The organism is Wolbachia endosymbiont of Folsomia candida, assembly GCF_001931755.2.
Classification (GTDB): Bacteria; Pseudomonadota; Alphaproteobacteria; order Rickettsiales; family Anaplasmataceae; genus Wolbachia.
The window spans coordinates 1078709-1104740 of the sequence record NZ_CP015510.2 but is presented as its reverse complement, the minus strand read 5'-3'; the positions used below and the strand labels follow the sequence as shown (position 1 = coordinate 1104740).

General features: G+C 34.5%; 11 protein-coding genes and 2 pseudogenes. 11 read left to right on the top strand and 2 right to left on the bottom strand.

Annotation, left to right across the window (positions count from 1 at the left end):
* The first annotated feature begins 60 nt into the window (after positions 1–60).
* From ASM33_RS05020 to ASM33_RS05010, 3 genes are read left to right on the top strand one after another with little or no spacing between them, the layout of a single operon-like run.
* Complete coding sequence (locus ASM33_RS05020) at positions 61–10389, top strand: ankyrin repeat domain-containing protein (RefSeq protein ID WP_110410115.1); 10329 nt, start codon at positions 61–63, stop codon at positions 10387–10389.
* Positions 10386–15335: an ankyrin repeat domain-containing protein gene (locus ASM33_RS05015; protein WP_157956383.1), complete on the top strand. Its 4950-nt coding sequence runs from the start codon at positions 10386–10388 to the stop codon at positions 15333–15335. Before ASM33_RS05020 ends, ASM33_RS05015 begins: the two co-directional genes overlap by 4 nt.
* 48 nt (positions 15336–15383) lie before the next feature.
* On the top strand, positions 15384–15605 hold the full coding sequence (locus tag ASM33_RS05010) for a transposase (RefSeq protein WP_218937012.1): 222 nt from the start codon (positions 15384–15386) through the stop codon (positions 15603–15605).
* Between the two features lie 11 nt (positions 15606–15616).
* Here ASM33_RS05010 and ASM33_RS05005 read toward each other — a convergent pair whose 3' ends face one another.
* The gene (locus ASM33_RS05005) at positions 15617–16531 is read right to left on the bottom strand and encodes an Rpn family recombination-promoting nuclease/putative transposase (protein ID WP_110410118.1); all 915 of its coding nucleotides are present in this window, start codon (positions 16529–16531) and stop codon (positions 15617–15619) included.
* A 246-nt stretch (positions 16532–16777) separates the two neighbouring features.
* Here ASM33_RS05005 and ASM33_RS05000 point away from each other — a divergent pair, with 246 nt between their 5' ends.
* The 5 genes and pseudogenes from ASM33_RS05000 to ASM33_RS04980 all read left to right on the top strand — a co-directional run bounded on the left by ASM33_RS05000 (position 16778) and on the right by ASM33_RS04980 (position 21854).
* Positions 16778–17428 (top strand): JAB domain-containing protein, encoded by a 651-nt coding sequence (locus ASM33_RS05000; RefSeq protein WP_110410049.1) that lies wholly within the window; start codon positions 16778–16780, stop codon positions 17426–17428.
* Positions 17429–17682: 254 nt separating this feature from the next.
* Positions 17683–18528, top strand: a pseudogene (locus ASM33_RS04995) (IS110 family RNA-guided transposase); the annotation flags it as partial.
* Positions 18453–18845: a DUF5372 family protein gene (locus tag ASM33_RS04990; RefSeq protein WP_338063652.1), complete on the top strand. Its 393-nt coding sequence runs from the start codon at positions 18453–18455 to the stop codon at positions 18843–18845. The pseudogene ASM33_RS04995 and the gene ASM33_RS04990, both read left to right, overlap by 76 nt.
* Positions 18846–19006: 161 nt before the next feature.
* Positions 19007–21100: a recombinase family protein gene (locus tag ASM33_RS04985; RefSeq protein ID WP_110409269.1), complete on the top strand. Its 2094-nt coding sequence runs from the start codon at positions 19007–19009 to the stop codon at positions 21098–21100.
* On the top strand, positions 21090–21854 hold the full coding sequence (locus ASM33_RS04980; protein ID WP_237342883.1) for a reverse transcriptase domain-containing protein: 765 nt from the start codon (positions 21090–21092) through the stop codon (positions 21852–21854). The genes ASM33_RS04985 and ASM33_RS04980 overlap by 11 nt, the downstream gene beginning before the upstream one ends.
* Here ASM33_RS04980 and ASM33_RS04975 read toward each other — a convergent pair.
* Positions 21807–22889, bottom strand: a pseudogene (locus ASM33_RS04975) (IS4 family transposase); the annotation flags it as partial. The gene ASM33_RS04980 and the pseudogene ASM33_RS04975 overlap by 48 nt on opposite strands.
* A 304-nt stretch (positions 22890–23193) precedes the next feature.
* Here ASM33_RS04975 and ASM33_RS08385 point away from each other — a divergent pair.
* Genes ASM33_RS08385 through ASM33_RS04960 form a run of 3 tightly spaced genes read left to right on the top strand, consistent with a single transcriptional unit; the run spans position 23194 to position 26020 of the window.
* The gene (locus ASM33_RS08385) at positions 23194–23364 is read left to right on the top strand and encodes a hypothetical protein (RefSeq protein ID WP_157956382.1); all 171 of its coding nucleotides are present in this window, start codon (positions 23194–23196) and stop codon (positions 23362–23364) included.
* On the top strand, positions 23352–24035 hold the full coding sequence (locus tag ASM33_RS04965) for a hypothetical protein (protein ID WP_110410119.1): 684 nt from the start codon (positions 23352–23354) through the stop codon (positions 24033–24035). Before ASM33_RS08385 ends, ASM33_RS04965 begins: the two co-directional genes overlap by 13 nt.
* 38 nt (positions 24036–24073) lie before the next feature.
* Entirely contained in the window at positions 24074–26020 is a 1947-nt protein-coding gene (locus ASM33_RS04960) for a DUF4815 domain-containing protein (RefSeq protein ID WP_110410120.1), read from the top strand.
* The last annotated feature ends 12 nt before the right edge of the window (positions 26021–26032 follow it).

Sequence of the window (26032 nt, the reverse complement as noted above, 5' to 3'; positions counted from 1 at the left end):
TTACTATATAGCCAAGCTTAGCATAGTGGGTTTGAGTAATGAAAGTAATAGAGGGTTTCTATGCTAAAAACACAACATCCAATAGATTATCTAAAAAAAGAAGGAGAAGTTACTAATTTATTGGAAGAGCAGCAAAATACACAACAAAGTAGTGATTCTTTTAAGCCTAAATCTAGAGTACGGCGGCAGTATAATCCTGAAGATAATAACAGGAAGTTGTTTAATCTTATAAGTGAACATAAGAAGGGTAGTCCTTTAGTAGATAAAGTAAATGACATTAAAGGTTTACTTGATAAGGTGGATATTAATTATACTGATAGCGATGGTGATACATTTTTACATGCTGCTATACACGAAGGACATCAAGACGTTGTAAAATTGCTTTTAGAGCGTGGAGCAGATAAAACCATAAAAAATGCTAATAATAAAACACCACTAGACCTAGCAAGAGACAGTGGCAATCAGGAAATTATTGATATATTAACCCCTAAAAAAGCTAACTTGCTTCAAGCAGCTAAAGAAGGCAATATAGAACAAGTTAAACTTCTTGTAGAGGAAGGTGCAGATTTAAATATAAGGGATAACGATGGTAATAGACCACTACACTTAGCTGCTAAAGAAGAGAAGTTGGAAGTAGTAAAATACCTTATGGAGAAAGGTGCTCAATTCAATGCTAGGAATGATGATAGTAAAACACCTCTGCAGCTAGCAGAACAATACAATCATGGAGAGATTAAGAATATTCTGACTGCAACTCAAGAGCTATTTACTACTATAAAAGACGATACTTTAAATGAAGATCAAAAGATTGAAAGGCTTGAAAATGGTATCGGAGAAGGAGCGATTATTAATGCTGAAAATTATGATCATAGTGATACTCCTTTACATTTAGCTGCTGAAAAAGGTTACCTGAAGATAGTCGAATATTTTATAAATACAAAAAAGGAAGGCATTAGTATTAATATTAAAAATCATGCCGGTAGAACTCCTCTGTTCTATGCTATTGGGAGTGGTAACTTAGATGCTATCAAATATCTTGTAGAAAAGAGAGCTGATTTTACAACTCCTGATAAGTATAGCTTTACTCCCTTGTACTTTGCTGTTTTAACTTCTGACATCTCAGATGAAGTGGTATTAGATATAGTAAAATACCTAGAAGGAAAAGGTGCTGATTTAAAGATAATTCCTAAAGATACTGGCCTTACTCTTCTGCATACAGCAGCTTATAATGGTCATTTAAAAGTAGTTCAATATCTTATAGAAGAAAAGGATTTTCGAGTTGATATAACAAGTAATAGCAATAATACCCCATTGCATGAAGCTGCTCATGGAGAAAAGTTGAAGGTAGTAAAGTATCTAATTGAAAACAAGGCTGATGTTAACACAAAAAATAAAGATGATATGACTCCCCTGAGTTATTACCTGAATTGGGCTGCTTACAAAGGAGCTAAATTAGAAGTTGCTCAATACCTCATAGATAACGGAGCCGATATTAGTATCAAAGATAAAGATGGGAAAACTCCGTTATACAATGCAGTTCAACAAGGTAAGGAAGAGATTGTTAAATTCCTTGCAGAAGAAGCTGATGAAAAGACTATTGACATTAAAGATGCTAACGATAGAACACCACTGCTCCAAGCTGTTGAAAAGGGTAATTTTCTTATTGTTGAGCATCTTGTTAAAAATAATGCTAATGTCAATGCAAAAGACAAAAATGAGAAAACGCCTTTAGATATAGCAACTGAAAGCAGTAGATCAGATATTATTGAGTTGCTTAGAAATACTAGAGAGGGTATTTCGTTTGATGTTAAGAGACCGATAAATTCATTTGTTGGAAGAAAAGAAGAGTTAAGGAATTTACATAAAGCAATACTACGTAAAAGTGATCAAGAAACATCTCATATAACCTCTATTACTGGTTTAGGTGGAGTAGGTAAAAGTGAAGTAGCAAAAAGGTATATTCAGAGGTTTGGTAAATACTATGATGGCAATGTTATATGGATCAATGCTGAAACAGATGAAACGTTGAAAGTGTCATTTCATAAATTAGCTAAAGAGAAATTAAAAATTAACATCAAAGATATAGATGAAGAAGAGAGGAGTTTAGGATCTATTGTTGAAGACGTATATAAATACTTTGCTGACAAAAAAAGTCTTTTCATTTTTGATAATGTTGAAAAAGATGATATTGGGGAATTTTTGCCTAAAAGTGAACACAAACCGTACATTTTACTTACTTCTCGTAATCGTGAGCTGTTTAGTGAGCAAAAGATAGACCTGAAAGTTTTTTCTGAGAGTGAGTATAAACTTTTTATCAAACAAGCATTGGGTGAAAATGCCTTACAGGATCGAGATGTAGAAAAATTGGGAAAAACCCTAGGATACTTACCCTTAGCTCTACAGCACACAGTAGCATATATCAAAAAATCAAATTTCGAGATTAGCGACTATGTGAAAATATATGAAAAATCCGAAGAGGAAGTAAAATCTTTACTTGATCAGTCAGGCTTAAGCTACGACAAAACAATTTTTGCAACTTTTAAAATTACAGTTGCTAAGATAGAACAATCAACAAATGAAGAAAGTGAACTATCTAGAGAGATTTTAGATATAATGGCTTATCTTGCTCCTGATAATATTCCCAAAAAAACATTTTTAGAATTAGCACTAAACAGCATACAAGAAAATAATCCTGAGATAAAAAACATTAGAGCACAAGGGAAATTAAACCGTGCTGTCAACTTACTAGACCAGTATTCTGCAATTAACTTAGGACAAGATCAATTAAATATTCATAGGTTAACACAACAAGTAATAGTATTCGATTTAAAAAGTAAGAATGCAGAAGAAAAAACTTTAGAAAAAACTCTTGGGTTACTTAAAAAGCAAATGGTAAGTCATGATAGTATAGAAAGTTACACACCTCACATCATATCAGCTTGGAGTTATGCAAAGCAGTACGATAAGTTGGTAGAAGATTTTATTGTTAATGATGTGATTAATGACGTTAAGAATAGAAGCACCAGGTATTTTCACTTGATTGCTGGAAGTAGCAATGATGAAATTGTTAACACAATATTAAGCAAAATAAAAGATCCTAATAAACTTCGTAAGGTCATTAATACAAGAGATGAGAATAAAAAGACACCTTTACATTATGCAGCGCAAGGTGGTAATGAAGAAATAGTAAGGTTGCTAATAAGCAAAAAAGCTAATGTAGATACCCGTGACAGAATTGACAATAGACCTTTGCATATAGCTGCAAAAAATGGTCATCTAGGAATTGTTAATGTTTTATTAGATAATAAGGCTAACGTTAATGATGAAACTAGTCCTCAATATAAATTTACCCCATTACACCTAGCAGCACAAAATGGTCATCTAGCAGTTGTGAATGTTTTACTGGGTAAAAGAGCTGAAATTAATTCTAAGACTAAACATGAGTTTACACCGTTACATTTAGCTGCACAAGGTGGTTATCTTGAAGTCGTGAATTCCCTACTAGATAAAGGTGCTGAGATTGAAGTTGAAACTGAGTATAAAAATACAGCATTACACCTGGCTGCAAAAAACGGTCATTTGGGTATCATTGAAGCTTTATTAGAAAAAGGTGCTAATGTTAATGCTCAGGATAAAGATGGTTTTATATCATTGCACTGGGCTGCTTTTTTAAATGATCATGTGAACGTGGTTAATAAACTACTAGAAAATGGTGAAATAAACATTAATGCTAAAACAATCAAAGGTAATACACCGCTACATTTGGCCGCAGGGAAAGGTCATTTGAAGGTTATTGAAGCTTTAATTGCAAAGAGTGCAGATATTGATGCTCGAAATAACGAAAATAAAACACCGCTGGAGCTAGCTAAAGATCAAGAGACTATCAATATTTTTGAAAGGCATAGGCAATCAAGCTTGGTTGATAATGCTTATTTAGAAGCCAGTCAAGCGGGTAATCAAGAAATATCGTCTAGTAAAATAGAATCATTTAATGCAGAATTATTCACAAGAATTAATGTACCAGCAGATGGGAGTTGTTTATTTTGGGCTGCTGCTTTAGCTTATTTCACTCCTGTAAAATATGATGACAATGCCTTTCAAGAAAGATTTGAGAGATTATTTGGAAATACACAGTCTCAAGAACTAACGCAAGTACAAAATTTAATTAAAGCCTATGATCCATCTTCAAATAGTGCGGCTATTCGTAATGATGAAACGCTAAGAAGATTAGTAACAGAAAAATTTCGCAATAGAGTAATAGATGAGATATCTTCACACCAAAGCAAATTTGAGGAATCTATCACTATTCACGATTTTCTTTATAGTAAAAATGAAGACTATGTTGTCGGTGGTACATTTCAAGGAAGGTTTCGTAGTGAGTTTAGCACCGAAATTAGCGAATATAACATTGATATCAGTAAGCTCAAACCTGCTACTTTAAATGAAGCTACAGTACAAGAGATTGATAGCGAGCTTGATAAGATACCAGACCAAAATAAAGTTAAGAAATTTAAATTTGAAACATATGTAGAGTATATGCGTGACTCTAGAGCTTGGGGTGGTAATCATGAAATACAAGCGATGAGTCAAGTGTTACATAGTAATATACTAGTATTTTCTGATGGCACTAAACATTCTATCAATTATGATAATACTAATGACCAAATACAATTATTCAATAATGGAGAATCACATTATAACTTTGGCTTAGTAAAAGCACAGAAGTTAATTGAAGCTATCAGTAGCAATGAACAACAGAAAGCTAGAACTTATCTTAATTTGGGAATAGATAATGTTAATTATAAAGACAGTGAAGGCTGGACAGTATTACATTTTGCAGCTCAATATGATAATAAGGAGATTGTTCAATTACTCTTAAATCAAGAAGCAGATGTTAATATTAAGAATCGTCTTAAACAAACTCCATTAGATGTTGCGAGGCTTTTTGAAAGAAACGATGTTGTTGATAGGTTAACTCAAGTAAGATCTTCTGTGCAGCAAGCGTCTATAGAACAGGATTTAGTTGTTGATCCTCAGTTAAAGTTTTCCAGTCGTAATCAAGCAGAATCATCTAATCAAATAGAGCAGCGGTCAACAAATAGAAGAAAAGGGACCTCTGGTATTAGTGGTCAGCTTTATGAAATAGAGCTATCAATGTTATTTCTGCTACAAGGAGTAAAACAAAAAAAAGATGGGAAAATAGAAGGCTTTTACTTAGACACAAACATGGCAGAAGCAGGAGATTTTGATGATGTGGTCTTTAAGTATAAGTATAACGAGAACGAAGTAGAAAAATCAAAGATTATTTTCTTGCAAGCTAAACATAGAGAAAATCCCGAAAAGGGAAAAATTACTGTTGATAAACTATTGTCAAAATTAGATAAGGGTGACTTTCTATTAAAGAAGTACTTTACTTCTTACCGTAAGATTAAACAACAATTTTCAGAAGAAGGAATAGATCCAATATTTGGAAGTAAGTTTGAGGACTCTAATTTTATTATTTACACTAACGCTCTTTCTACTTTTAGTAACACTGATAGTAGTATTAAAGAGGCAGATATAAATGAGAGCGATTTTTTAAGAACGTTAGATTTGCAAAGTAAATATTACCAACTTGAATTTAATAGTGGTAGAAAAGAAGAGATATTGAGCGTTTTAGAAAATGCATCAGATTGTAGAAGGTTAGCAAAAGAGCTAGTTACAGCTATTTCGTCTGGAAAGGGAATAGATATGCAAAAAGATATTTTCAAGAGCTATCATATTGCACTTGCAGAAAAAGTGATTGATAAGACAAGCATAAAAGAAGGTAAATTGAATAATAATTTTTTAGATGATAACGAAAATCTATCTTCAGAAGATAAAGAGTTTAGAAGAATCTTTTTTGAAGAAACAGGAAAAGTTTTTAATAAGCAAGGGGATGAGTTAAAGCAAGAGTTACAGGGTAAAGTTATAAAATTTTCTGATAAATTTGGAGTTAAAGATGGAGATTCAAACCTTCTATTACCAAGTGATCTTGTTACTGAAAATGAGGTTGAGGAGTTTTTAAGTAAGCTAAAGCTTTTTTTTGGTCAGCCTAGTGAAAGTCAGTTGAGTCAAATCCTGAGGCAAAAAATACAGTCAGTCTATAAAGTAGAGCAAAATGACATTGATGCAACCTTTGCTGATGTTAAAAGTAAAGTAGAAAGATGGTGGAAAGATGGAAATGATTACCTGACAGAAGACAATAAATTTTTTCAAGAGTCAGCAAAGGTTTCAATTTGGTTTGATGTGAAAGATCCTGTGCCTTTATTTACTGGAAGAACTGAAAAATTACAGGAATTACATAGAGCATTACAAAATGGAGGTCAGCTAGTAATATCACAGATGGCTTCTGTAACCGGTCTTGGTGGTATAGGTAAAAGTGAGTTAGCAAGAAAATATATCAGTGAGCATAGTAAAGACTATGATGATAATGTTGTCTGGATAAATGCTGATAACTACTTAACTATTGCAGAGTCTTTGCGTAGATTAGCTAAAGATAAGTTAGGAATCAGTACTACAGATGAGAATGGTAAGGAAAAAGAAATAAAACTTATTGTCAAAGATGTATATAGTTTTTTTGTTAAAAGGCATAGGAAAAGTCTTTTTGTTTTTGACAACGCTGGAAAATATAAAGCTGTTAAAGAAGGAGACGAAGGCATAGATAAGTTTTTACCATCTGGTCCTAATAAGCCTTCTGTTCTTATAACTTCACGTGATCAAGAATGGGGAACAAGTATAGCACAATTACAATTAGGTGTATTTACTAAAGAAGAAGCAGTAGAATTCATTAGAAAAGCACTTAAGATAGAGGCTGGATTACAAGAAAGCGAGATCAAAAATCTAGCAAAAGAGTTGCAATATCTTCCTTTAGCATTACAACAAGCAGTATCGTACATTAAAAAAGAGGATGATGAGTCAAAGAAGTTAGGTAAAGAAGGGTTTACAATAGGCAGTTATTTGGACAAGTTCAATGAGAAGAAAAGTGCAAGTGAATTACTAGGGAAAGCATCAGGCGAAACACATGACCGCTACACTGAAACAGTACTTACAACTTGGCAAATTACAACTGATAAAATAAAGCAGAAAAGAACACGTGGTGGAACGCAAGCTTTGGAAATGTTAGAAGTTATGGCTTATCTTGCTCCTGACAAAATTCCAATGGAAGAGATATTTTCAAAATTGATAAGTGATGAAGATGCACGGAATGAAGCTGCTCTATTGCTCGATCAATATTCTATGGCTAATTTAGATGGCGGAAAGCTGAACATACATAGGCTAGTGCAACAAATAACAAGGTTGAAGTTAGAAGATAAGGAAGAGGAAACTTTAAGAAAAGCTTTAGAATTAATAAATGATAGTTATGTAGCTATAAGTCATGTTACATCCGTATGGGATTATTCGAGTAAGTATGGCAAATTAATTGATAATTTTTATTTTAGTTCAGTGTATGGTGAAAGCAAGAGTACACCACTGCACTTATTTGCTGATAGTGGTAATTATGAAGCAACAAAAGCTATATTAAAACACATAAAATATGATGGTTACTTTAATAAAGTACGAAAGTTATTTTCATATGTTTATGATATTGACAGTAAAGATACCTATGGTAGGACTCCTTTATATAGAGCTGCTGAGAATGGTCATATGAAAGTTGTAGAATTGCTTATAGATAGTGGTGCAAGTATTCATGTCAATAGTGCTGCTGCTTCTTCATGGATGGCTTCAGGTTGGACAGTATTGCATGGTGCTGTTTATGGAGGCAATAAAGATGTTGTAAAATTTCTTGTTGATAAAGGTGCAAATGTTAATGCTAAAGATAGCATAGGTAGAGATCCATTGTATATAGCTATTAATGAAGGTCATGAAGAAATTGCTAAATTGCTGGACAAAACTGGTGAGAACGTGTTGTCTATTGTTGCATCGTTAGGTAAGATAGGAGTTATTAAAAAGATACTAGAGAATAAATCAGAAGAAGAGAGAATAAGAATAACTAATCCAGCAAAGGAAGGAAAACGTGGTCCTTTACACTTAGCTGCTAACAATGGTCATCTGAAAGTTGTAGAATTGCTTATAGAAAATGGTGCTGATATTAATAGTTCTGCTTATGATGGTTTTACACCATTACATTTGGCTGCTTCTGAGGGTTACTTGGATATTGTAAAATTTCTTGTAAAAAAGAGCAATGATAAATTCTCTATTTTAGAAGTCAGCGACATATCAGGTTGGACAGTATTACATTCTGCTGCTAAAAGTGGTCACACTAAAGTTTTAGAATATCTTATTAACAAGTTTAGCGAGAACAAAGAAGAACTTGCCCTTATTAATGCCGCAGATAAGAAAGGTACTACATTATTGGAAACAGCTGCTTTTCATGGTATGCTTGACACTGTTCAATTCCTTATAAACAAAAAAGCAAATATTAATACTGTCAATATATTTGGAGTTACACCTTTATTTGCTAGTGCTATTCAAAATAACTATGAAGTAGTTAAGTACTTATTGGAACAGAAAGAAATAAAGATTGATTGCGATGAAAAAAAAGTTCTTGGAATGCTTCATATCACACCATTACACGCTGCTGCAGTATATGATAATTTAGACATGGTTAAGCTTTTAGTAGAAAGAGGATTAAGTGTAAATGTTGGTGAAAAGGATAGTTTAACACCTCTGCATGGTGCTGCATTTTTTAATAGTGCAAAAGTTATAAAATATTTAGTAGATAATAGGGCAAGCACTAATGCAGTGATTAATTTTTCTAACATTGCTAATGTCCTGAATTTTATCAAAGCAGATTTTAAAGGAGGATATGCAGAACAGTTTATCGGTTATATTATTAAGTTTTGTAATGTCTGTAACTTTATAGGTGCACGATTCACACCAGTGACAATCTCTACAGCATTTGAATACAATAATAAATTGGTACTGAGAGATATTAATGCTAAGCCCATTCATTCGATAGGATCTAGAAGTATATCGTTATTATTGTCAATTCCTCCGATTGCAAAGCAATTACGAATAATGAAAGATTATGTGCAGAAGAAAAGAGATGGTGAACAAGGCATTCCTGGAGGTGAAGATTCTATATTTTTCGATATTACCAATTACCGTGCGCATGTACAATATTATAAAGTCCAACAAAAAGCATTCTTATATTTAGATAAGTATATAAGTAATCATCTTTCTGATGCTAAGGTAAAAGCAGTAAAACAAGGACTATACTTACCGTCATTCGAAAGTAGAAATGTCAAGATTGATGGTAAATGTGCAGGAATAACCCGAATGGTATCACAGGGTTTATTTTTTGGAGGTATAGAGGATTATGGAAGGGCACATAAATTATTCCTAAACAACCTGAAAATTTCAGTAGAACTATATGAGCGATTGGCACAAGGAAAGCAGATATCTGAGAGGGAAGAGAAAGAGATCTTTGCATTAAGTCGATTACTTGATAATGCTGAACAGGAATTAACCTCACCTACAAGTAGCTTACCTTCAACTCTTAGCCATATCAAAAGCTATAAAACACTTGATGATCTATCTCATTATGTAAGTGGACTTACTGAAGACTTTGCTATTCATTTAGTGACCAGTAATCACGTAGTTGCAATTTACCGCACTGGTGACACTTACACATATTTTGATAGTAACGTTGCGCTGGTGTCTGATTTAAAGAGTGTTGATCAACTAATGAAGGTTGTAAAAAAAGGAGTAGCATATGCTGGATACGCGCTGGCTGAAGAAGGATTTTTAGTAGAACATTTTGATGTTACAGAAGCGAATAATGCATTAACAACTGAGCAAAAAGAAATCTTAGAAAGACCAATACAAACCGAACGTCATCTTCTTTCTCTACAAGATCAAGAGCATGGTTTGATCGATGTTGATGGTGAGAAGATATCTCGAGTAACATTGTATGACATGGGAGCTAAATTGTATTCAGATGGTAGTGCCTCTGTACTTATTAATTCTGAAATGAGTAGTGAAGATTTGGCAGAAAATTTAAATTCAGGAAAAATAAAGATCACAGCTCGTGAGTATCTGCAAAGCCTTAAAGGTAATAAGAAGGAAATAATACAAGGCTTAGTACAAAAGACTTCTACTCTTTCTTTTGATGGATCAATTGGAGAAATTAAAGATGCTAAAACGGTTAAGGATTTAGTTCTCTCTGAAGATGGCCAAATGTTAGATTCTTATCAATTGAATAAAATTTTGAAAGGACCAATTGAACAGTCAATTAAAGCTCTTCCTTACTATCTTGAAGTTGCAAATACTAAACACTGGCCAAATAGACTCACCAACGCTGCTGGTAGAATCAGTATGGCTAAAGGGTTATATGATATTGCTCATTGCAAATTATTAAACAGATGAAACATGGTATTTTCTTAACAAGAGGATTTGCTGGCCTGATTTCAAGTCCATTTGATATCTATGATTTAGTCAGTTCATCAATTGACTTAGCCAATAGCAAAAAAGGCACTAAAGAATGGCGAGATAGTATTGCTGGAGTTGTTTTCTCTGGCTCATCAGTTGCAACAGGTGTAGCATTTACTGCTCTTGGAAAGCCAGGAGTTGGAACTGTAGTTGGACTTGGAATCATTATTGGCCAAGGGCTTTATAGTGGCACTAGTATGGTAATTGAATATAAAAAGTACAAACTAACAACTAATCAAGAGTTTAGGCTCTTTTGGCATACATTTGCTCTACAATTACCACCTGAAGATGTTCAATACCTTGCAGCAAGAAAAGATGTAGTAAATAAGTTAGCTGAGCAAGCATGGGAATATCTGCAGAACAATACTCATGTGGCTGCGTACGGTATGGGACTTGGAGAGATTAGATTTGTCGATGATACTCATTCTCGTTCTAAAAGAATGATAGATGACATGGAGCAATCTATGACAGGTGCCAAATTAAGAAACGATGTTTATGTTCATAATCAAGAGGATCTGGAAGAAGCAATCAAAGAAATATTACCAAAACCAAAAACAGTAGTAGTTGAGCCAAGCAGTAGCTCTATTGGCATGAGTAATCCAAGTAACGAAAGAAATGGTCGAAATTTATCACGTATTGTTCCAGTATCTCCTTCTTCTGAAGCAGAAATGCTTTGTCTTCCTCAGTTTACTCACCGTGATTACGAATATGGCAACAGCTTCATTGGTAGAAAACCAGTGTACACTGTTCCTCATAGTGATTTTCTTGTCCCTCATTGGGATAGTGGGTATGGCGATAGCCCTGCATTGTACAGCAATTCTTCTACAGCTATTTATCATTGTCACAATGCTATAATAGTTGGCCGTAAGAATGATACTATGGAAAACCCAACTATGGTGTTTGATTTAAGTTTGGTAAATGGAAATGGTCTGATAGTAAGTAGCAGTAAGTATAATAATCAATTCAATATTGCCCAAGGTGGAACAAAAATATATGGCAGCAATCATACCAGCAATGTCTTTACTTTAACCGATGATAATTTCTTTGGTAGGGTTTCTGGTGGCACAGCAAATGCAACTAATGTACTTGATGTGAGCCAGTTAAAAAGTAAAGGATTATCTTATGAAAATAATATCGTCACCACTCAAGAAGCCCAAATGACTGCTGAAAATATTAATCATTTTATTGGTAGAAAGGCAGAAGCAGAACATGTTGATTGTCAGAACATGAATAATAAAATAGTAATAGATAGTCGTGGTGGTAATAGTGGAAATAGCGATGTTGTAAGTAACTGCAGAAAGGTGATAGTTACAGGAAATACTAAGGTAGTAAGTAATGAATCTGACAATACTTTTTACATTAAACCAAGTGCTGGTCATGCTGAAATAAGGGGTGAAGGCAAAGGATTTGTAATATTTTCTGATACTGCATTATTACAAAGAGCTTCAAATATTAGTTATTCATCTACAAACAATACGTTATCAATTGAGATTCAAGGTAATAGTGGAAATAGTGGTACATTTACACTTGATGTTCAAAATTATTTAGATAAAGAGAATAATCATCATTATCTACTGATCGATAAGTATGGCAGTGTTATTGAACCTATCATTCAGCAAAATTCCACACATTTCAATTTAAAAGCAGAAATTAATTTGACCAATAGAGATGATGTTGCTCAGCGCTACCAAGAAATTTCCCAGGTTAATGGCAACTACACAGTCTATGGAGTAGTGAGAGATTTAGCAGGAAACAACATGATCTTTGGCTCTGAAGGTAGTGATGTAATACCGCTAACTCAAAATGTCACTTTTGCTCAAGGTAATGAAGAAAGTGATGTTTATAGTCTGATTTCAGGTGAGAAAGCTAATGTTACAATCAACAACTACGATGAGAAAAAAGCTCTTGATATACTTTACTTACCTACAGATTCAATTGAAACCAATAGAGTTGAAGATGATTTGCATATAGCTACAGGCAACGTAACAGCAAATATCAAAGTAGAAAATTTCTTTAGAAATAGCAGTTATAGACACTTAACAATAATAGATAAAGACAAAAACACATTTTTACCATGGCCAAGTAAACAGTCTTATGTGCAGCTAGTACCTTTCTTCCATGCGACAAAAGGTCAGTACATGTTTTTATTATCGGCAGAAAAGGTGCAAAATAATCCAGAAGTTATAGTGGACGCTAAGCTAGATGACATAAGGTTTTATAGATATGGAAATGACCTCATGTTAATGGATGATCAACCGCTAATAGTTAAGGTAGAAAACTTCTATGGCAACCAATATGGAAACTTTACATTAAATTTTCGTAGTAAAGAAAAGCTAAGTTCTAAGCAGTTATCTGAATTAGCCAAAATTGCAATAAATTATCAAGATGAGATAAGAAGTAGCTATTATGACAGTTTTAGAGAATATAGGATGTCTACTTTTAACTCTACTATTTATCACAACCAAAAGTTTGTTAATGGTAGTTTAACTACAGTAGAGCCAGATGATAAACGAGTAGGAATATTGCTACTTAAAGACCCTGCAGATATTGAGGTGTCAGCTGATAACAATGATCTTGTCTTTGCTCAAAATAATGCCACGTTTGTCATAAAAAATTGGAACGAAACAGATCATAGAATTTCAATGTTGAGGTTTGGTCAGGAAGATAAATCATCAATAGAAGTCAGAAAATTAGATAAATTTGATTTGTCAGAAGTTGCAGAAATTCAGGCTGTAATCAACAAAGCTGCTCAAAGTAATGCTTTGGATGAACAATTAGAAAAGTTAAACGGCAAAATAGTAAATGGCCTAAAATACTTATTTGCAAGTAATGGAATAGCAAATGGTATTGATACTTATAGCTGCCTAGGTTTTGATTCAATGGAAGATCAACAAGAGTTTGTTGCTGCGTATTCTACTCTTTATAACAAAGAGAAGTTAAAAGAAGTTTTACAAGATAGTCAGGTAGTAGAAGCGCTGACATGGCTAATAACAAAAGGCTACACTAATTTATCATTAAAAAATCCTGATAAAGAGAAATTAAACGATCTTGATCAATGTTTTGGCGCCAAAGATAATTTTACGATAGAGAATAGGAATAAAGTTTCTGTACTGAAGTTTAACCAAACAATAGAGGTAGATTTATCAGAAGTATCAGAGATTCAGCATTTAATAAGTAAATATGGTATAACCCAGCTAGAAGAATTAAGTGACGAAGAAGAATTTAAATACTTACTTGTAGGCATGGACATAAGAAATGGTATTTATAGTTGTGTAGCAGAGAAAGATACGCAAAAGATTTATAATCCTTATTACTATGAATGGATTAATTGGAATTTAATAAAAGATCTTATCGAGGAAGATAAATTTGATGTAAACAGAAAAGCAAATGACGGAAATACAATACTACATGAAGCAGCATCTTCTCATAATTTGGGTTCTAGTAAATTAGATGTAGTAAAATATCTAGTAGATGAGAAGAAAGATGATGTAAACAGTAAAGCAAATGATGGTAGGACTCCTCTTCACCATGCTGCATTTTCTGGAAGTTTGGATCTAGTAAAATATCTGATAGATGACAAGAAGGCTGATATTAACATAAAAAGCAATGACGGTAAGACTTCTCTTCACTATGCTGCTTATTCTGGCAATTTAGACCTAGTAAAATATCTTGTAGAGGAGAAAAGGGTTGATGTAAACACTAAAGACAATTATGGCAATACTCTTCTACACGAGGCAGCATCTTCTGGTAATTTAGATCTAGTAAAATATCTTATAGATAAAGGAGCTGATGTTAATGCTAAGACTAATGGTAATTGGACATCGCTGCATAAAGCTGCTGAAAAAGGTCATAAGGAAGTATCCCTAGCTTTATTGGACGAAGGTGCTGATATTAATGCGAAAACTAATGGTGGATGGACAGCTCTTCATTGGGCGGCATACAAGGGTAATACAGAGACAGTTTTAGCATTACTGAATAAGGGTGCTAATGTTAATGCTAGAACTGATAGTGGTGAGACAGCTCTTCATATGGCAGAACAGCACGGTAGAAGAGAAATTGTTGATTTATTAAAAAATACTACAACACATCAACGCAGCCGTCGTGCTATTAATACAAAAACTATTACAAGTAGTAATGTATCAGATGATCTTGAGTTTTTTGCTGCCCAAAATAATGCCACTCCTGTCATGGAAGATGGGAATCATAGTGTTGAGGAGAAAGCTACAAGCAGTGCTATAAGAACATCTTCGTTGATAAATGATTTATTCGGTTGGGTAAAAGGTTCTATAGGTGGGTTATTTAACTCTCGCACCATAGAATCAGAAAAAACATCCAGCTCTACAGCTAAGGACCTACCAAACATATCACAAGTAGATGTTGATGGTATAATACTGCTCTTGGATGTATTTATAAGAAAAATTACAGGTAAGAAGCCTATCTCTACAGAAGGTAAGTCTATGTTCTTACTAGAAGCACAGGGCCATGCATTAAATATCACTACAAAGTTCGAGCAAGTATTAAATGAAACAGCTGTTAAGTCAGGTATATCAGTAACGAATTTAAAGTTTAATCAAGTAGCCACAAGTTCAGCTATAGTTGGACAAATAAGAAATGGTAATTTTTCTGAAATATCAAAGACCTTATACTCATCTGCAAAAGAAGCTAGTCCAGAGTTTAAACAAACTGATAAATTCTTAGATCGTTTAAAGAATAACATAGAAGAGGTCTTGGCTGAAAAAGAAGTTGAATTGCTTGTAGGAAAACAAAAGCCAATAAATGTAGATAGATTACCTAAAGCTAAACCGGTACTTCAAGAAGATAAACCAAAAAGCTTATTGAGTGATCTAGCAATAGAAAATTCAAGTGCAAGGAGAATACAGTAATGGGGAGAAAATTCATTTTTATAAATAGATTTTTAAGTGAGGTATAAGATGCCTAATGGAAGAAAGTTTACACGAGAATTCAAGCTAGCAGCTATAAAATTATGTAAAAATACAGGGAAAACAGTTACGAAAGTAGCAAGAGAATTGGGTGTTGATTCTAGTGGACTGTATAGGTGGATAAGGAAGTATGACAAAAAAGAGTCAGCAGCACGAGATAATAGTAATGTGGCTCCTTGTGACAAAGAGAGATTTGATTTAAAGACAGAGTAAGGTACGGAAAGCTATATGGTCCTTTCTTTCTGTAGTTCCTTTACCTTGTCAACAGAGAGACCTGTTATTTGAGCTACAATATCCACAGATATACCAGCCTTAAGTGAATTTCTTGCTACTTCAATTTTCCCTTTCTCCGCACCTATTTGGATGCCTTCCTCTCTGCCTTCCTCTTTACCGATTTGTATGCCCTTTTCAGTAGCAAGATCAAGTTTATATTCTAGGATGGCTGCTTCTTTCTGTATATCCATAATTCTCTCTTCGTAAGCTGCTAGATCTTTTTCATTCCAGTGAAACTTATCTAACTCATCATATGCGAGCTTTATAATTGGTGCTTGTTCTGCAATTTTTTTTAGGTCTTCATCTGTAGTATCCTCTGCATACCGAAAGAAATAGCACCAACGTTCTATAGTGTTCTCTAGTTGATCTACTGTGCTTTTAAGAAATTTAGGCAATTCAATGAAAACAAACTGAAAGTCTTTTAAGTAATGTCCATTGGTTTTGATATCACGTATATTATGAGTGGAAATATAATGAACATCTATAGGAAATAAATTACAATTAGAAATGGCGATGAAGTAAACTTTTTGTAAATCAAAATAACTGCATGACTGTCTAGAATAAGCTTTAGCAGCATATAGTTGGGCACGTTTTTCAAAGCCTTTGTCTCTAGCGACCTGCATCTCGATTACGAATCTATTACCAATAGAATCTTTGCAAAGAATATCAACTATACTTTGTTTGTCAGAGGCAATCTCAGGATCCATGATAGTACTGAGGAATTCTACTTCTTGTATTGCACTTTTCTCAGTAAACCCTAAAATATCATTTAGAAAGTGGATAAGAATATTTTGATTTTTCTCAGTACCAAAGATTCGTTTGAACGTTAGATCACATTTTGGGTCTAAAAACTTGGAAATAGCCATAATTAAGACGTCTAAAAAAGCATTAGTGATTATACATTATTAGTCATCAAAGTTCAATTTTTTTATTTTCCAACTGCAATAGAAATCAAAAATCAATATATTCACCATTATTATTAATAAAAAAATATCAAAAAATATTCAAAAAAGATTTGACTTACTGAAAAATTGATGGCTCTATGTGCACCACTGCCAAAAAAGCAGAGTAAATAATTGAATTTGTTTAGTCGTTAATAAATAGGTAATTTTATGAATAATAGTGAAAACAAAAGAAAAACAGAACTGGAAAAAAGAGTATTAGCAAGCAAAGGTAGGTCGTCATTACTTGATCTTGAGCTGGTGGAGCTTATTTTATATTCTTCATTTAATAATGGGGAAAATAAAGAAGTTGCAGAAAGATTATTAGAGCTGTTCAAGAGTATTGGTAAGGTGATTAGCGCTGACTTTCATGAGCTGAAAAGTGTAACTGGTATGAACGATTCAGCAATAGCAAGTATTATGTGTGTGAGGGAAACAATTGAAAGAATGCTCAGAGAAGATCTGGAAGAACTGCCAATAATTGAGAATCAGAAAAAATTGATAGAATACTTAAGAGTAACAATAGGCCAATTAAGTATAGAAAACTTTCGTGTTATTTATTTGAACAAGAAATCTCGTATTATCGATGAGTACACTCAAGAGGGAACAGTAGATAAAACACCTCTATATGCGAGAGAAGTAATAAAAAGAGCACTACTAGTAGGAGCAACTGCAATGGTTATAGCACACAACCACTTAGGAAGTGCAAAACCATCACAGCACGATATAAGTTTAACCAAAATCCTATCATTAGCGTGCAGTAGCATGGAGATAGAGTTAATTGATCACATAATTGTGACAGAAAAAAATTACTTTAGATGATATGAATAGTTATTGCTCGGTTGAGAGCATGAGAAGATAATAACTTCTCAGAGTGGATAGGTAGCAGGTTGGGCAAAGCTTGAGGCTCCCTCTGCTTTTATATGCAGTGAAAGAAGACCTCGTACTTTAGATTAACCGCACCTGCCACCGAAAACCATCGTGCGGCCCATAAAATTCGGTGACCGCGTATAGGAGTTTGGATCAACCGGCAATATTCTACTCTGATATATTATTATGCAATTGGAGGAAAAAGTATGCGTTACATTGGAGTTGATTTACATACAAATAGCTTCACTGCCTGTTATTTAGAGCAAGAAAAACCAGAATATATTCGCACGTTTCGCTTGCAGGATATAAACAATTTTATTGAGAATCTTCAGCCAACAGATGAAGTAGCTTTAGAAGCAACAGGTAACAGCTGTTTCTTTTATGATGAAGTGTTACCTTACGTCAAGCGTGTGGTAATAATTGCTCCTTTGCAATTCGAAGTTATTCGCCGTTCTGTACACAAGACAGATAAGCATGATGCAAGAGCTATTGCTTTTTTTCTAAGCAAGGATATGCTGCCTGAAGCAAGATGCAAAAACACACAATATCAGCAATTAGTTTCTCTTCTTAAAACAAGAGAACAGTTAGTAAAATCACGGATATCTTTGATTAACAAAATGCACAGTCTTTTTAATTACCACGGAATAAAAATTAAAAAGGAAGCACTGACAACCAAAACGGGGTTTAAACGTGCTATTCAAAAACATAATTGGTGTCATTTGGAAAAAGTTGAAATTGAAGTGATCAGCTATCACCTAGAAGCTATACGAGAAAGCCTCAAGAAACTTGAAAAGGAAATTGAAACTTTTGTTAAACAGCTTCCTGGATTTTATAATCTCATTAGCATTAAAGGCATTGGTGTAATTTCTGCAGCTGTTTTTATTACAACAATTGGTGATATTAATGACTTTCGCGATCCTGAAAAACTCACTGCTTATTTTGGAGTTGTACCATATGTTTCTCAATCTAATCAACAGTGCACGATTGGAAGGATTACCAAACGAGGGTCGAAAATGGCACGCACTGCTTTAATACAGTGTACTTGGGTTGCTCATGGTTAGAATTAACTGCACCTAAGTCCAGTCGATATTCGGGATACGCTACTATTACTCATCCATTCCATCCATGGAAGGGGAAAAGTTTTCAAATATTATCAACAAAAAACTTTAATAATCGGGATATATTTAGTTTGAAAACGTTGACGCGTGGTACAGTAGGCATTCCACGTGATTGGACAGACAAAGCAGATCCTAATCTTTATCAAACCCTTACTGATTTATCGCCTATTTTATCGTTTTCCCATCTTCAGCAGTTAGTTAAATTAGTTACCAATCTTGATCAAGCTAAAAATAGCAAAGAGGTTGATTAATGACTAACACAGAAACGATTATAGGAAAGAAATTATGCCATTGGAAGGAAAAACCTCCGTAATATCAGTAGATGCTACCAGGATAGCTATTTGTATAGCAAACATGTTGCATGAGTATTTAATAGTGGAACAACAATTGATTAAAACGGAGGATATTAATAATGACAGCACACAAAATTCAGAACCACCATATATTAAAACCAGCATACGTTTATTTAAGGCAATCAACAATGGGACAGGTAAGGCTCAATCAGGAGAGTACTGAAAGGCAGTATAAACTGAAAGATAAAGCGCAACAAATGGGATGGTCTCAGAATGCCATAAGAGTTTTAGATGATGATTTAGGGATTTCAGGAGCTCAAGCTAATAATCGAGAAGATTTTAAAATATTAGTTGCTGATGTATCAATGGGAAAAGTAGGAGCCGTGTTTGTACTGGAAGCGTCGAGATTATCTAGATCTTGCAGTGATTGGCATAGATTACTGGAATTATGTGCTTTAACAGATACATTGATTATAGATGAAGATGGTTGTTACAATCCTAATGACTTCAACGACCAATTGGTACTTGGGCTAAAAGGAACGATATCACACGCAGAGTTGCATTTCATCCGTGCTAGACTTTTAGGAGGTAAGGTAAATAAGGCTAAGAAAGGAGAGCTTCGATTTCCTCTCCCAGTAGGATTTTGCTATGATGATGAAGGTAATACTAGATTTGACGATAATGAGCAAGTAAGAAGTGTGATTCAATTATTGTTTAAAGTATTTAAAGAAAAGGGCAGTGCTTATGGAGTAGTACATCATTTTGGTAAGAACAAAATACAGTTTCCAAAACGAGCATATGGTGGTATTTGGAAAGGAAAGTTAATATGGGGAGCACTGACACATTCTAGGGTATGTTCAGTATTAAAAAACCCTTCTTATGCTGGAGCTTATGTTTATGGTCGCTTTAAATATCAGAAAAAATTATCAAGTACTGGATTGGTCAAGACAACAGTAGTTCGCCTACCGACAGAAGCCTGGCATACAATGATAAAAAACCACCACGAAGGTTATATAACGTGGGAAGAATATGTAGCAAATAAAAAGGTTTTAGCAAATAATCAAACCAGTGGAGAAGAGAATATGCTACCTACAGCAGTACGAGAAGGATTGGGATTATTGCAGGGATTATTAATTTGTAGTTACTGCGGCTGTCGTCTTACTGTAAGGTATAAGAGCAAAGGTGGTGTTCTTGCTGTTTATGAATGTAATTGGAAAAAGAAGTGGGGAGAAGATAGTAAGAGTTGTTTTTCTGTTTATGGAAATCCTCTGGATGAAGCTATCGTAAAAAGAGTATTGGAAGTCATGGAACCTGCGCAAATTGAGATTGCCGTAAAAGCATTTGAAGAATTGGAGCAACGAGGTCACATGCTAGATAAACAATGGCAAATGCAGATAAAAAGAGCAGATTATGAAGTACAACTGGCACAGAGACGTTATGAAGAAGTAGACCCATCAAATCGCCTAGTAGCTGGAACATTGGAGAAACGTTGGAACGAAGCTTTAATAGCATTGGAAGAAGCACAGAATCAATATGATGAATATAAGAAAAATGATGTACTTACAGCTACAAAACAACAAAAAGAGAAAGTGTTGGCACTAGCTCAGGACTTACCACGCTTATGGAATGCAGAATCAACAAGTGCAAGAGATCGAAAGCGTATTTTACGACTTCTAGTTAAGGATATTACTGTTGAAAAACTACGTAGTGAACAAAAAGCAGTACTACATATACGCTGGCAAACAAATGCTATAGAGGACTTAGAGGTGCAATTGCCAAAAAAATCCTATGACAGATGGAGGCATTCAGATGATATAATTGATCGGATAAGACAGCTATCGAAAACAATGACTGATGAACAAATTATTAGTTTGTTAAACCAAGAGGGGCTGACAACAAATAAAGGTAATCCTTTTACTATAAAAAGTATGAAATGGATTCGATTTAAACATAAGATCCCAGCACTATGTAATCAAAAATCTGAAGAAGAGTTATCAGTGAAACAAGTTGCAGAAAAATTCAATGTCAGTCATTACGTAGTACGTTATTGGATTGAACGTAAGTTTATTAATGCACGACGTATTGGTGAAAGGTTCTGGATATCGATAAGTTTAGAACAAGAACTGGAGTTAAAAAAACGTATTGAGAGCTCTTCTAAAATAGCAATTGCAAGGTTGAAATCACAAAAACAAATTGAAGGAGGTGTATTATGAAGTTATCGTGCCATCAACAGAGGACAAGCTGGTACAGATAATGCTAAAGAAGATATTGGAAAATATTTATGAAGCTGATTTTCTGGACAACTCATATGGTTTTCGCCCTGGTAGAAGCTGTCATCAAGCGGTAAAAGCACTAGATAAAGCAGTTATGTACAAACCAATAAACTACATTGTAGAAGTAGATATAAAGAAATTTTATGATAGTGTACAACACAAATGGCTAATGAGATGTTTAAGAGAAAGAATAGCTGATCCAAATTTACTGTGGTTAGTAAAGCGATTTCTGAAGGCAGGAGTAGTCGAGGCTGGACATTATGAAGCAACCGAACTAGGTGCGCCACAGGGAGGAATAGTAAGTCCTATACTAGCGAATATATACTTACATTATGTATTGGATTTATGGTTTAAAAAGAAATTTAAACCACGATTCAATGGATATATGGAGCTGGTTAGGTACGCAGATGACTACCTGGTATGCTGCGAAAGCGAGGAAGATGCTAAAGAATTTCTAGAGTCAATGAAACAACGGTTAAGTAAATTTGGTTTGGAAGTATCTGAAAATAAAACAAAAATAGTAAAGTTTGGTAAGAAGGAATGGCAGCAAGCAATAAGGGAGAAACGAAAAACAGAAAGCTTCAACTTTCTAGGATTTACGCACTATTGTGCAAAAAGTCGGCATGGCTGGCTAATTATCTTACTATTACCCACAAATATGTGGTACATGAGCGAGCCTCCATCCTTCTGCTAAATCAAAGAGACGTTTCCACCCTTTCCAAAGAGCAGAAGGTCCTGGTTCTGGATCGTGTTTTCTTGCTAAGTAACCTCCTAATTGGGCAATCCATGACACAGCTTCTTTTATGGTAGGTGCTATATTTGGACATGGTTTTCTGTGTATTTTAACATATAAAATCTTCCATTCTTCTTCAGCTAATAAAGTAGTACATGGTAATGTTGGGTTAGTTCTTGCAATTGTTGTGATAAAGAAAATTCTCCAAGCAATAACACTCATAACTGTTAAATATCGCATTAATCTTTCTGCTGTTCCAAGTCTACATTCCTCAACTTTAAAACCAGATTTTAAAATTTTATGGAATATCTCTATTTTCCATCGAAGACAATACCAGCCAACTTTTTCAACAGCTTCATCAAAGGTATTGACTGGAAGATTTGTTAAAAGCATCCACTCTAGCGGATCTGTTTCAGTGGAAGAGTCTTTTTCAACAACATAAACTGCATACAATTGTAGATCAGGTAGTCTTTCTGTTCTATATCTGATGTTGTTTCTAGGTGGATTCATCATAAATTTTCCAAACCTAACCTCTAAACATGCTGTCCTCTTTGGCTTGTTATCTCTAGCAGGAATTTCAAGATCTATTGTCCCCATGCAAGGAAAGCCTTGAATAAGCTTCCATAGTTTTTGTTTGTTCTTTTCAGAATATCTAGATTTTTTATTTATTTCTCTATCTTGGGCGGCTCTTACTAAAACTGCTGAGTCAAGACTATGTGCAAGTTCAAAAAAATCATAAATATCTGCTTCTCTGTCACATACAGTTATAGCTTCAGTCTGAGTTGAATCTATAATACTGTTTGTTTTCTTTAAAGCTTCCAACCACTTTATGCTTTCTTTATCTTCAATACAAACAGCAATGCGATGGCTTCTTTTTATTAGATTTTTAATTTCTTCAGAAATAATTGGTCTAGAATAAATCTTTTGGTCTAATATTCCAAGCGCTAAACCTTCTGTACTAATAGCAAAAGCTGTATGCATTAAGCTAAACTGAGAGGACACTTCAACTACTTTGGAATTAGTGGAAACCATATGTGGTTGAAGAGATTCTACTATCTAATTGAAAAGCTAGTGTTTAAATGGATAAACCGACGTAGTCAAAGGAAAAGTATGAATTGGGAACAATTTAGACACTATCTACGAGTTAATCCATTACCAAAGCCAAAAATATGTTTTTCTTTGTACACATAGGAGCAAATATTGTGAACACTATTATTGGAGAGCCGTGTGCGGGAAAGCTGCATGCACGGTTCGTACGGGGAAGTTATAGAAATGAAACTCAATCGCGAGGATTAGGACTATGACTTCTACCAACCAGGCTTTGGAAGAGAGGGAAGATAAGTACTTTTCTAAAATTGCTGATGAGCGGCTTGCAAATGATACAGTAGTGCCAGATAGTGAGGTTGACTGGGAAAAACTTCTTTCTTCGCCTAGCACTAAGAAAAAACCTAAGAAAAAATGTCAATCTTAACACAATCAGGAAGAGCTGCTATTGCTGCAAGTATCAAAGAACAGCCTATTCATCTTGCTTGGGGTAGTGGTAATGCAAGCTGGGAAAGTAACCATAAAATCGAGAAAGTTTTTGTTGAGGGTGAAATCAAGCTTGATCACTATCCAGTTAAAGATGTGAAAGTTTTTCAAGGGCAAACAACTTATCAGCCAAGCGTTGATTATATAGTTGATAGCAATACTGGTGTTGTCAAATGTGTCGAAAATAGTGCTATTCCAGCTAATGGTACAGTGACGATAGAATACATCAAAAGCACACCACCAGAACTCATAACTTCTACAAAGCTATTAAAGGAAGTCGGACGTCGTGTTGTTGATGAGGTTCTTTTCTGTGCAGGTGATGAGAACGGAGAGCTTATTACTCCTTCCGGAAGGTTTAAACCCTCAAATGTACCAACCAATAATCTCTATCTCAAGTTTAACTTCGATTTCACGGATGCAGCAAATCAAGTGATACGGGAACTAGGAGTTATGGTTGGTACAAGGGTAAAAGAAGAATTGCCTGAAGGACAAAGATATTTTGAACCACAAGATATAGAGAGGCAAGGAATTTTATTAGTATTAGAGCACACTGTACCATTAATTAGAACTGCTGCAACCCGTGAAACATTCTCGTTTGTAGTTACGTTTTAAATGTAATCTTTTAAGATATAAACCTTTATTTAAGTAAAATGACATTAAATAGTTATTATAACCGCTTCAATCCTGACAAAAAGTACGAAAGAAGTTTGTTCTTAGCTGGTAGAGGACTTCAATCTGCAGAATTAAATGAAATGCAAGATTATGCTCTTTCCAAGCTCAAAGGGATAGGAGATGCAATATTTAGAGATGGTGATGTTATAACGGGAAGCGATTGTATTATAGACGTTGAGACTGGTAAAACCACACTTGAAGCGGGAAAAATCTATCTTCGTGGTGCAGTAAGAGAAGTGAAAGGGGAAAAATTTGTTATTCCAATTAATACTACCGTTCGTATAGGTGTTTTCTACGCTGAATCAACTATTACAGAGCTAGAGGATGACACACTTCGAGATCCTGCAGTTGGTACCAGAAATTATCAAGAAGTGGGAGCTGCAAGACTTAAGAGCACAATTACCTGGGGTTATCAGGCAGAAGGAATAACTACGATTAATCCTGAAAACGGTGAATTTTACCCAATTTATAACGTTGAAAATGGAGTATTAATTCAGCATTCTGCTCCCCCTCAGGCCAATTTAGTTACGACTGCCTTAGCTCGTTATGATCGTGAAGCTAATGGTTCTTATGTTGTAGAAGGCTTGGAAGTAATGTTTCTACACACTGAAGAAAAAGAAAGTCAAAAGAAACAGGTTTTTGTGGTGAATGAAGGCAAAGCTCATGTTGATGGTTATGAAATTGAGTTACCACACAGTCTTCGTGCTTATTTTGATGAAGACCCAGATATAAAATCAGTTGAATCAGAACCTCATACTTTTCAGCCAAATAGTCAAAAAATAATGGAGCTCAAAGTTAATGATTTTCCAATTAAAGAAATTAAAAAAGTAGATATCACGGTACAAAAAACTATCACTATTACTCATGGTTCATACTCTGGAGCTGTTGATCCTATACCTGATTCTGCAGTGCTCGAAATCATTCAAATTAAGCAAGGTAATGTTATTTATGAAAATACTGCAGACTATAAATTACATGCTGGAACTGTTGATTGGTCGCTACCTGGAAAAGAACCTGCGCCTGGAAGTAGTTACCAAATAACATATCGCGCTCGTACTCGTGCAACTCCAGAAGATATAAGTCAGCAAGGATGTAGGGTAAAAGGAGCTGTTGATGGTACTTTGGTCCTTGTTGATTATGATTGGAAAATGCCTCGCTATGATTTGATCACAATAGATGCAAAAGGCACAGTCAGAAGGATAAAAGGCATAGCTCACCCATGGCAACCATCAATGCCTAAAGCTCCAGCTGGACAATTGCTACTTTGTTACATTTATCAAACATGGAAAGAAGGGAAGGTGGGAAAAATTATAAATAATGCTATTCACGCTGTCCCGATGAATGATTTAGAAAGCATGAAAAAAGGAATAAATGATCTTTATGCTTTAGTTGCTACAGAACGTCTCCGTAATGATGCAAATTCAAGGGATCCAACTAGCAAAAAAGGAGTATTTGTTGACCCATTCTTTGATGATGATATGCGTGATCAAGGTATTTCTCAAACTGCAGCAATTGTGAATAAAGAGCTTACCCTACCAATTAACGCTACAGTTGTTGATGTTGATAAAAATAGTAAAAAGCCTCAACTACTCCCCTATGAACTTGAGCCAGTACTTGAGCAACTTTTACAAACCACAGAGATGAAAATTAATCCTTACCAAGCTTTTGATCCTATTCCAGCTAAAGTTACTATTAATATGAATGTTGATCATCGTGCAGAAGTAAAAACTAATTGGTCAAGTCCGGTAACCAGAGAGTTCAGTACTACAATGAATTCACAAACTTCTGAGCTTTTATCAACAACATCTAAAGATGCTGCATTTATGAGAGAAGCCACCCAAAACTTTGAGATTGAAGGTTTTGCAGCTAATGAAAAACTTAAGGAATTAAAATTTGATGGGATTGTTATTCAGCCTGCAGTTTAAATAAATATAAGT

Coding starts and splice junctions, on each gene's coding strand:
- ASM33_RS05020 (WP_110410115.1), top strand. CDS start 61: ATGCTAAAAACACAACATCCAATAGATTATCTAAAAAAAGAAGGAGAA.
- ASM33_RS05015 (WP_157956383.1), top strand. CDS start 10,386: ATGAAACATGGTATTTTCTTAACAAGAGGATTTGCTGGCCTGATTTCA.
- ASM33_RS05010 (WP_218937012.1), top strand. CDS start 15,384: ATGCCTAATGGAAGAAAGTTTACACGAGAATTCAAGCTAGCAGCTATA.
- ASM33_RS05005 (WP_110410118.1), bottom strand. CDS start 16,531: ATGGCTATTTCCAAGTTTTTAGACCCAAAATGTGATCTAACGTTCAAA.
- ASM33_RS05000 (WP_110410049.1), top strand. CDS start 16,778: ATGAATAATAGTGAAAACAAAAGAAAAACAGAACTGGAAAAAAGAGTA.
- ASM33_RS04985 (WP_110409269.1), top strand. CDS start 19,007: ATGACAGCACACAAAATTCAGAACCACCATATATTAAAACCAGCATAC.
- ASM33_RS08385 (WP_157956382.1), top strand. CDS start 23,194: ATGACTTCTACCAACCAGGCTTTGGAAGAGAGGGAAGATAAGTACTTT.
- ASM33_RS04965 (WP_110410119.1), top strand. CDS start 23,352: ATGTCAATCTTAACACAATCAGGAAGAGCTGCTATTGCTGCAAGTATC.
- ASM33_RS04960 (WP_110410120.1), top strand. CDS start 24,074: ATGACATTAAATAGTTATTATAACCGCTTCAATCCTGACAAAAAGTAC.